This window comes from Leptospira brenneri (assembly GCF_002812125.1).
Lineage (GTDB): Bacteria > Spirochaetota > Leptospiria > Leptospirales > Leptospiraceae > Leptospira_A > Leptospira_A brenneri.
The window spans coordinates 1-6,841 of record NZ_NPDQ01000018.1 but is presented as its reverse complement, the minus strand read 5'-3'; the positions used below and the strand labels follow the sequence as shown (position 1 = coordinate 6,841).

Genomic DNA, 6,841 nt, shown 5'->3' with positions numbered 1-6,841 from the left:
GTTAGGGACTGGAACGAGGCTTGCGTAGGCAAGAGGAGTTCCAGAGAGGAATGTGTCGGAGACCGAGTGAGGGCGTAAGTCCCGAAACGAAGCGTTAAGTCGCTGTTATGCGTAGTTCAACGTGGTTCTAAAGAGATTTCTGAAAAATTATCTTCCATATCTTTTTCGAGAATTTCTAATTTACCATTTTTTCTAATAAATTTATAGCTACTTCCATACTGTGTTCCTGTATAAATAGGTTCGAGAGTTTGATTTTTGGATATTTCAAGAATAGCTAAAGAATCAGTATCGCAACAACCACCGTGAAGAATTAAAAATTTTCCCTTCTTATTTTTCAATTCCTCAATATATATTTTTTGTCCAGAGTATGGAAGGCTATCACCTTCTAGTTCAAATAAAACCCATTCTTCGTTTTTTTTAATCCATAAATGATCAACTTTAGAAATTTCTCCAGCATTACCAAAATCATAAGTATTTATAATAGCAATAGATTCATTGAATTTCTTAATTTTTAATCTTTTAATTGTATTTCTAAGAAAGTCCATTAATAAAGCTTTGTCATTTTTCGAATAAACATCCTCTGGTTCTGCAACACCAGTTAAAATTTCCTTCTGATAATAAAAAGAAGCTTTATCAATTAGTTTTTTTGATTTGTCGTTTAGTAATTCTGTTTCCTTGATATATTTTTTTATCCAAGTAATTCTTTCTTTTTTGACTTCCTTTTGAGTTTCTTTGTCATTGCAACTTAAAATAAAGAGACTTGAGACCAATAGAAAAAATGGAAGTGTTTTACTCATTTATATTTCCTTTTCGAATAATTTTGTTGAATTACGCATAACGAACTAGACTTAACGACGTTCCTCGACCCTGAGTCCCGGAGGGACGTTAGGGGCTGGAACGACGCTTGCGGAGGCAAGAGGAGTTCCAGAGAGGAATGTGTCGGAGACCGAGCGAGGGCGTAAGTCCCGCAGCGAAGCGTTAAGTCGCTGTTATACGCCGTTAGAGAATAGTTGACATAATCATGGTATATAAAAAGGTTTCGCTATGGAAACTGAATTTGAATCCCTTACGGTCGATGAAGTAGCTAATTATCTTAGGGTTAGCCCTCAATATGTAAGATCGCTGATTAGAACTAAAAAATTACCTGCAGAAATGAGGGCATCGTCCTGGTTTATTCCAAAATCAGTTTTCGAAGATCCAGAAATAATGATGAAAATATTACCAGATGTTCCTGATCAAATTAGTAAAATGAATATCGATAAAAGTTTGCTAGCATTGAGTTTTTTTTCAGGTGCAATGGGACTTGATCAAGGTTTAAAAGCGGCAGGTATCGAAGTAATTCTTGCTAGTGAGATAGAACCGGATGCTCGAAAAACAATTATTTCGAATTATCCCGAAATAGGTCTTATTGGAGACATTAATAATTATTCCGCATCACAGATTAGAGAATATGCTAATATTTCAGTTAAGGATAAAATTCACTTAGTAGTTGGTGGTCCGCCTTGTCAAGCATTCAGCACGGCAGGAAAAAGAGAGGGATTCAATGATAATAGAGGAAATGTTTTTCTAACCTTTATTGAGAAAGCTATTGAGTTAGATCCAGAATTTATCGTTATAGAAAATGTAAGAGGGCTACTATCTGCACCATTAAAACATAGACCCCATGTATATCGTGGTAAGAATTTTCCTGAATTAAACAATGATGAGAAGACTGGCGGTGCCTTATCTTTTGTGATTCATTTACTAGAAGCTGGTGGCTATAATGTTTCATTTAATTTATATAATGCGGCTAATTTTGGCTCTCCGCAAAAACGAGAAAGGGTGGTCATTGTTTGTTCTAAAAAAATAAAAAAGATTCCATTCTTAACTCCGACACATTCTGAAAAAGGAGAATTTGGTTTACCTAATTGGAGAACTTTTCGAGATGTAGCATATGATTTGGATGAATCTGATCAACTTGCCATTAAATTTCCTGAAAAACGATTAAAATATTATCGAATGCTGAAAGAGGGTCAATATTGGAAGCATTTACCCAAGGATATACAACAAGAAGCGATGGGAGCGAGTTACTTTTCTGGCGGAGGCAAAACAGGTTTCCTTAGACGAATAGCTTGGGATAAACCGGCACCAACTTTGGTAACTAATCCTGCGATGCCTGCTACGGATTTAGCGCATCCGATACAGGATCGACCATTAAGTATTCAAGAATATAAAAGAATTCAGGAATTTCCTGATGATTATAAAATATTTGGAACAATCTTGAGCCAATACAAGCAAATCGGCAATGCAGTACCACGAAGTTTAGGTTATGCTATTGCTAAATGTATATTAAATCTAATTGAAGGAGCAAGTGAGAAAAACGATTACAAAGATTTTAATTTCTCACGCTACAAAGGGACTGATCATATGAGCTTTAAAAAAGTGAAATCTAAAGCGGAAAATGAATTAACACTCTTCAATTAATCTTTCCATAAGTCAGAATCCTTCTCAATGAATATTGAGTTTGGATTCTTTTTAACGACCTTTTTAACAAAAGTCGAAAATTCTTTTTCTGACATTTGAGTTTTATTACCAATTAATTCGTTTAATTTTTCCCAATAGGTTGTTCCAGTATTTGCATCTATTCGATGCCATTTAATAATCTCCGTTCCGACTCTAATTTTTGAACTAGAACTATTTTCGCTATTACTTCTATTCTTAACTTGAAGAAGTATTCCTTTGGATGAAACGAAGTCAATTGATTTCATTACGTTACCCCAACAACAGGTCCAGCCATGTTCTAAAACATTCATGTGTATATACTCTTCCAACATATGTCCCAATATATTTTCAGCGCTCATTGCGACTCTATGACCGGAGGAAATCAAAGAAATTTCCTCATTACTTAGATTCGGTAATCTGCTGTGTATAATTATATCTACAATTTTATCTGGTTTAACGCTAGATTTATTGCTTATTCGGACACTTGCGCGGTTATTAAACCCTTTTAGAAAATCTTTTATAAATTTAGTCCTAGATGTTTTGTTTGGCTTTTCTAAATCTAAAAATATTTTAAAAGCGATTTTTAAGCCTGATTCTTTAATTATATTCACTTCTAAATCCTTTGTAAGTTCCTTAAATAATTTAGTAAAATCTTTAATTTTCATTTTTTCTGGCTTGCGTATAACGAACTAGACTTAACGACGTTCCCCGGCCCTGAGTCCCTGGAAGGGACGTTAGGGACTGGAACGACGCTTGCGGAGGCAAGAGAAGTTCCAGAGGGGAATGTGTCGCAGACCGAGTGAGGGCGCAAGTCCCGAAACGAAGCGTTAAGTCGCTGTTATGCGAAGTTGCGTATCTATATAAAAGTTTTTGTAAATATATGATCCTAAGTATATAAATTTTGCTTGTGCTTGTAAATTTTTAGTAAAGTTGATTTAACTAAGGAATAGCCTTCTGTTTTGTATGAATGGTCTATCTAAAAGTATTAAATCCTAATAATAATTCCAGTTTTCCAATCTAGCAAAAGTAATTCATCTTTTGGAGGTGTGCCTCGTAATTCAGATAACAAAATTCCGTTGAATTCTGTTAATATGAATATATTGTCAATAGCAGCTAAAACAGTTAATAGATTATATCCTAATTTATCGGTTTTTAGTTTTTGTATAGTAATAATCTCATCACCGAATTTTAAATATGTATGCTCAACATGCGCTAAATCTTGAATTAAGAATAATTTTGTGGTTTTGCACTGAATAATAATTTGCTTTGAAATTGTGTTATTTTCTTTAATTTCGATCTTACTTGGATAAATAAATTTATTAGTAATTGGGCAGTCTTGAGAAATTTGAAGAGGTAGTGTTAGTTTTTGATATTCCTGTGAATTTGCCTTTTCTTTAATTTCGAAAAAGAATAGTAGAATAAGTGAGATCAGAGTTAGAAATATTAGTAATTTTTTTATCTTTTTAAACATAGATACTTAGCAATTTCGCATAACGAACTAGACTTAACGACGTTCCCCGACCCTGAGTCCCTGAAGGGGACGTTAGGGACTGGAACGACGCTTGCGACGGCAAGAGGAGTGCCAGAGGGGAATGTGTCGCAGACCGAGCGAGGGCGCTAGTCCCGAGGCGAAGCGTTAAGTCGCTGTTATCTGCAGTCGCCTTTTAGTCGTTTTGATACTTTATTTTTACTATCATATAACCTTCATTATTCCCGAGGTCAGTATCATTAATTCGACATTCCATAAAACTTCCTTGTTTAATATTGTATTTACCGGGTGAAATTATTAAATTTGGGTTATCTTTTAGTCTGCATAGTAGTTGGCCATGATTAAAATTTGAATAAAGGCGATAGTCCCCCCAACTTGATGGATTTGAATCTGATCCTTGGTAATTAATCGATCTGCGATTATTCGTCATACTCCATTCACCACTATATTCTATTACATAGGTTGAACCAGACTCTAGGAATGTGTTTACAACTTGCCAACCACCATTAGCATATATTGTTTCCGAATAGTCTTGTTGTTTTTCTGGATAATCACCGTAAAGACGATTTAAATAGCTACTCAAAGCAATTACTGACGTTCCGACAGACAAAATTTTTCCATCTGAGATGGAAACAATTCTGGCATCAAAGCGCATCGACGATTCTCGTTTTTGAATTGTACCAAGTAGCAGTAATTCCGCTCCTGTTAACTTGATTGTATCAAGAGCAGCTTGTTCATTTAATCCAAGTTTTCCGTAATTTATTTCTTCGAGAATTCCATCAATTCTTTGTCTTTCAATTAATTCAAAGTTATCTGGTAGGAACATTTCATTCTGCAAGGAATTAGCTAAATAAATCCCGAGTTTTGGAATAGCGGAGGCATATTTTGCCGAAGGCTTAGAAAGATCATTTCGAACGAAGGAGGCAATTGCGAGCGGTTTCTTATCAATGAATTTATAATTAAGAACTAGTTGTTCCTTAAGTTCTTTTGCAACTTTGTCTAGATCATCTAAATTTGGGTTCACAGGTTTTTCTTCTGGAACCGATGAACAAGCGGCTATAAGTATCGAAATTGCTAATATTTTTAATTTACTCATGTAATTTCCTTTTGTGAGTTAAAATGTAAAGGCGATTGCAGATAACGAACTAGACTTAACGACGTTCCCCGACCCTGAGTCCCTGGAGGGGACGTTAGGGACTGGAACGAGGCTTGCGTAGGCAAGAGGAGTTCCAGAGGGGAATGTGTCGCAGACCGAGCGAGGGCTTGTCCCGAGGCGAAGCGTTAAGTCGCTGTTATGCGTAGTGACCTAGTTATAGAGTTTTAATTTATGAATTTTGCTCATTAGCTTAAAATGCTTATCCAAAGTAAATAGAATACTTTCATTTTGGATTGCATTTTGTAAGATAAGCAAATCTGGTATTCCGATTTTATTGATACCATTTTTGAGATTTGTAGTTTGGAATTCAATAATTTGCTTCCAATCTATGAGCATCTCAAAGGATTCAAGAGATTCCATAATTTGAATAAGTTGTGATTGCTTTTTTAATTTAAGAAAGGGAATTAATTCTGTCAGAATTAATTCATTTGTATAAATATTCCCAAGATCAATTAATTTATCAACTTCGGAAGATATTTGGGAATTCGAATTTCTGAAATATTCGATCCAAACGGATGAATCTAATAAAACTTGATTCATCTTTTTCTTAAATCATTTAAATTTACTTCAAGGTCAATCGATCCTTTGAAATTTTTCAAACTTTTTAGTTTCTCTTTCCTAATTAGAGTATTTAATCCTTCTTTAATTACATCAGTTTTAGTTTTTATATGAGTAAGCTTCATTGCCTCTAAAACTAGTTCTTCTGGAATATCAATTGTTGTTCTCATCTTATGCATAAGATTATGCCAGTATATGCATAAGTCAAGTTTAGTTTTCTGGATTTTTGAAGCAAAATGAGATTAGAAAAAAGCTATTTTCTATTAGATTTTTTCCCTTTCCTGGGATACATTTAGGTCATTACGCATAACGAACTAGACTTAACGACGTTCCCCGACCCTGAGTCCCGGAAGGGACGTTAGGGACTGGAACGCCGCTTGCGGAGGCAAGAGAAGTTCCAGAGGGGAATGTGTCGTAGACCGAGCGAGGGCGTAAGTCCCGAGGCGAAGCGTTAAGTCGCTGTTATGTGCAGTTCGTGACCTTAAAATTAGTCAGTGCTTGAGAATAAAAGATTGAATAGTTTATTCCAAGGTTCATCGGTTGAGCAATATTCATAAGGGATGATATCATCTGGTAAAAGTTCTAATGCATTTTTCACTGTTAATACATATGTTCCATTTGATTCAAGTATTTCTAGAACTGATTTTTCAAATTCATTATCGTAATTGTTTGAGTCAATTAATTCAGTTGGTTGATAGATATTGGGATGAGTCCAAAAATCATTTCTGATGATAATTGTATCCTTGCTGAAGGCGGCTATTGGCGTATATAAGTTAAACATTATCGTATAACCCTCATTTGGCCCAATATGAATATCATTGGAATGAAAAAAAACTGCTGCAAAAGTATTACCAAAACCTCCGTCATCATTACGTATTTTCAAATTATGAATTTCACATATTTTTGAGACAATCGGAAAAATTAAATTTTGATATGTTTGAGAGTTATCACCATTGTAACCCGGAATAAATGGATTCCACTGCTGTAGATTTATTAATTCTTTTCTTGTGAATTCTATTCTTTTGTTAACAAAGTCAAGGTTCATTGTTTTATCGGTATAGTTTGCTTTTTGCGAATTGCAGATAACGAACTAGACTTAACGACGTTCCTCGACCCTGAGTCCCGGAAGGGACGTTAGGGACTGGAACGAGGCTTGC

The 6,841-nt window shown here is 35.0% G+C and carries 8 protein-coding genes; 1 reads left to right on the top strand and 7 read right to left on the bottom strand.

Annotation, left to right across the window (positions count from 1 at the left end):
- Positions 1-116: 116 nt before the first annotated feature.
- Complete coding sequence (locus CH361_RS19410; RefSeq protein ID WP_100792486.1) at positions 117-797, bottom strand: hypothetical protein; 681 nt, start codon at positions 795-797, stop codon at positions 117-119.
- Positions 798-1,044: 247 nt separating this feature from the next.
- On the opposite strand from CH361_RS19410, the gene CH361_RS19405 reads away from it, so the two are divergent.
- A complete protein-coding gene (locus tag CH361_RS19405) occupies positions 1,045-2,463 on the top strand; it encodes a DNA cytosine methyltransferase (RefSeq protein ID WP_100792485.1) in 1,419 nt (472 codons plus the stop codon).
- Here CH361_RS19405 and CH361_RS19400 read toward each other — a convergent pair.
- From CH361_RS19400 to CH361_RS19375, 6 genes are all read right to left on the bottom strand, one after another.
- Positions 2,460-3,146 (bottom strand): SinI family restriction endonuclease, encoded by a 687-nt coding sequence (locus tag CH361_RS19400; RefSeq protein WP_100792484.1) that lies wholly within the window; start codon positions 3,144-3,146, stop codon positions 2,460-2,462. The genes CH361_RS19405 and CH361_RS19400 overlap by 4 nt on opposite strands.
- Before the next feature lie 320 nt (positions 3,147-3,466).
- Positions 3,467-3,952 carry a hypothetical protein gene (locus tag CH361_RS19395; protein ID WP_100792483.1) on the bottom strand — a complete coding sequence of 162 codons (486 nt, stop codon included), beginning with the start codon at positions 3,950-3,952 and terminating at the stop codon, positions 3,467-3,469.
- 193 nt (positions 3,953-4,145) lie between these two features.
- Positions 4,146-5,066 (bottom strand): FlgO family outer membrane protein, encoded by a 921-nt coding sequence (locus tag CH361_RS19390; RefSeq protein WP_100792482.1) that lies wholly within the window; start codon positions 5,064-5,066, stop codon positions 4,146-4,148.
- Between the two features lie 210 nt (positions 5,067-5,276).
- Positions 5,277-5,666 (bottom strand): PIN domain-containing protein, encoded by a 390-nt coding sequence (locus CH361_RS19385; protein ID WP_100792481.1) that lies wholly within the window; start codon positions 5,664-5,666, stop codon positions 5,277-5,279.
- Complete coding sequence (locus tag CH361_RS19380) at positions 5,663-5,863, bottom strand: type II toxin-antitoxin system VapB family antitoxin (RefSeq protein ID WP_207764107.1); 201 nt, start codon at positions 5,861-5,863, stop codon at positions 5,663-5,665. The genes CH361_RS19385 and CH361_RS19380 overlap by 4 nt, the downstream gene beginning before the upstream one ends.
- Before the next feature lie 308 nt (positions 5,864-6,171).
- Complete coding sequence (locus CH361_RS19375; protein ID WP_100792480.1) at positions 6,172-6,729, bottom strand: hypothetical protein; 558 nt, start codon at positions 6,727-6,729, stop codon at positions 6,172-6,174.
- Positions 6,730-6,841 lie beyond the last annotated feature (112 nt).